This window comes from Rhizobacter sp. P3_B12 (assembly GCF_056402895.1).
Map to the genome: position 1 here is coordinate 1 of NZ_JBFUGN010000869.1, position 2,628 is coordinate 2,628.

The 2,628-nt window shown below is 71.3% G+C and carries 3 protein-coding genes; 1 reads left to right on the forward strand and 2 read right to left on the reverse strand.

The features are described from left to right. Both AC1D01_RS29330 and AC1D01_RS29335 read right to left on the reverse strand, forming a co-directional pair. On the reverse strand, positions 1 to 1,018 hold a 1,018-nt coding region (locus tag AC1D01_RS29330; RefSeq protein WP_477872696.1), incomplete at its 3' end, for a metallophosphoesterase. Between the two features lie 35 nt (positions 1,019 to 1,053). Beyond that, positions 1,054 to 2,025 (reverse strand): LysR family transcriptional regulator, encoded by a 972-nt coding sequence (locus AC1D01_RS29335; protein ID WP_477872698.1) that lies wholly within the window; start codon positions 2,023 to 2,025, stop codon positions 1,054 to 1,056. 101 nt (positions 2,026 to 2,126) lie between these two features. On the opposite strand from AC1D01_RS29335, the gene AC1D01_RS29340 reads away from it, so the two are divergent. Continuing rightward, positions 2,127 to 2,628, forward strand: a 502-nt coding sequence (locus AC1D01_RS29340) for an MFS transporter (protein WP_477872700.1), incomplete at its 3' end; no start/stop codon positions are given.

Here is a 2,628-nt window from a genome sequence, read left to right on the forward strand (position 1 = left end):
CTGTCACGTCGCCGTTCGACGGGTTGATCGTCAGGTCGATGTCGCTGACGACGCGGCCGAAGGCGCCGGCCTGCGTCACCGGGATCATCCGGCCGGTCGCGTTCGGCAACTGGCAGTTGTAGGCGGTGTGGGTGTGGCCGCTGACGACCAGGTCGACCGCGTTGTCGAGCTGGCGCACCACGTCGGCGATCGCCGAGCCGGCCAGGCCGCCGGCGCAGCCGTTGATGTCGTTGCTGCCGACCTGCGAGCCGCCCTGGTGCACCAGCACGACGATCGCCTCGACGCCGAGCGCCCGCAGCCGCGGCACCAGCGCGTTGACGGTGTCGGCCTCGTTGCGGAACTCCAGGCCGGCCACGCCGCTGGGCGTGACGATGGTCGGCGTGTCGCGCAGCGTCATGCCGATGAAGGCGACGCGCACGCCGTCGAAGCTCTTGATGCCGTAGGCCGGCAGCAGCGTCTTGCCGGTGGCCGTGACGTAGACATTGGCCGACAGCCACCTGAACTTCGCGCCCTCGAACGGCACCGGCGTGCCGACCTGCGCGCCGCGGCAGCTGTTGGGGTCGGCCGCGCCGCCGGGCAGCAGCGCGCAGCCGCCGTGCTGCAGGCGCAGCAGGTCGGGCGAGCCGTGGTCGAACTCATGGTTGCCGACCGCGTTGAACTCCAGGCCGATGCGGTTCATTGCCTCGACGGTCGGCTCGTCGTGGAACAGCGCCGACACCAGCGGCGACGCGCCGACGATGTCGCCGGCACCGACCACCGCGTTCAGCGGGTTCTGCGCCTTCAGCCGCGCGACGAAACCGGCCAGCATGTCGGCACCGCCCGCGGGCACCAGGCCGGCGCCGCTGGACGAACTCTGCGTGACCGGGCTGAACTTGCCCGGCGGCTGCAGGTTGCCGTGGAAATCGTTGAAGCCGATGAGCTTGACGTGGACGGGCGTCGTGCCCTGCGTCGGGGCGATGGGCGCGCAGGCGCACAGCGCGGCAGCGGCCGCCACGGCCAGCAGGCGAACGAGGAGCATGGGGATCCTTTCGACGGGGTGTCCGGAAGTAGACATCAGATCGGCCGCGTGACCTCCGCCAGCGCGGCCGGCAACGCCGCCCGCATCGCCTCGACGAAGCGGCGCAGCCGCGCCGGATGGAAGCGCGACGGCGGGTAGATCAGGTGCACCGGCAGCGCCGCCGCGCGCCACTGCGGTGCGAGCTGCACCAGCCGCCCGGCCGCGATCTCGTCGGCGAGCATCCAGGTCGACATCAGCCCGATGCCGATGCCGCGCACCGTGGCGCTGCGCAGCGCATAGAAGCTGTCGGTGGTGAGGCGCGGGCGAAAGCTCACGCGGTGCGCCTCGCCGGTGTCGACATGGCTCAGCAGCACCTCGGTGCGGTAGAAATTGCGTGCACTCAACCAGGGCAGCCCGGCCAGCTCGCGCGCATGCACCGGCATCGCGCGCCCGGCCATCAGCGAGGGTGCAGCCACCACGATGCGCGGCACCTCCGACAGCTTGATCGCGACCACCGACGGATCGGTCACCTCGCCGACCTGGATCGCGCAGTCGATGCCCTCGCCGACGAAATCCGGCGTGCTGTCCTGCGTGCGATCCTGCGTGCTGTCGTGCAGCAGCCACTCGACCGTCACCCGCGGGTGGGCGCGCATGTAGTCGGACAGCGGCCCGACCAGCAGCTGCTGGCCGAAGGCATGCGGCGCGATCACGCGCAGCAGGCCCTCGGGTTCGTCGTCGGCACCGCGCAGCTCGGACTCGAACGCCTTCCAGCTCGCGATCAGCTCCTTCGCGCCTTCGTAGCAGCGCTCGCCGTCGGCGGTCAGCGTCATCGCGTGGGTCRAACGCTGCAGCAGCCGCAGCCCGAGCGAGCGCTCCAGCGCCTGCAGCCGCCGGCTCATGGTCGGCTGGGTCGCGCCCATCTGCAGCGCCGCCGCCGACAGGCTGCCGGCCTCGACGATGCGCACGAAGGTTTCCATCAGCTCGATGCGGTCGGCCGGCGCCGTGGCATGGGAGGTGGCATTGCTCATGCGCCCAGCGTATAGCAATTCTGCAAGCCGGCGGGCTACCCAGACACGCCCGCTCTGGAGACACTGCAGCCCTTCGTTCCAGAACTCAGGGTTTACGCGAGATGTCCACCATTCAATCCACGCATGCCACACCGGTCGCCCTGACGCCGACCGGCAACGTTCCGCTGCCGATGGTGCTGCTGCTGGCCACCGGCACCGGGCTCGGCGTGGCGTCGCTGTACTACAGCCAGCCGATGCTGGGCGTGCTCGGCGCCGAGATCGGCGCAGGCCAGGCGACAAGCAGTCAGGCGATCGGCTTCGTGCCGACGATGACGCAGCTGGGCTACGCGCTCGGCATCCTGCTCCTCGCGCCGCTCGGCGACCGCTACGACCGCCGCCGCATCATCCTCGCGAAGGCGGCTGCGCTGTGCGTGGCGCTGCTGCTGGCCGGCGCGTCGCCGTCGGTCGGCGTGCTGCTGGTCGCGAGCCTCGCGATCGGGCTGGCCGCGACGATGGCGCAGGACATCGTGCCGGCCGCCGCCACGCTGGCCCCCGACGCGCACCGCGGCAAGGTGGTCGGCAGCGTGATGACGGGGCTGCTGCTCGGCATCCTGCTGTCGCGGG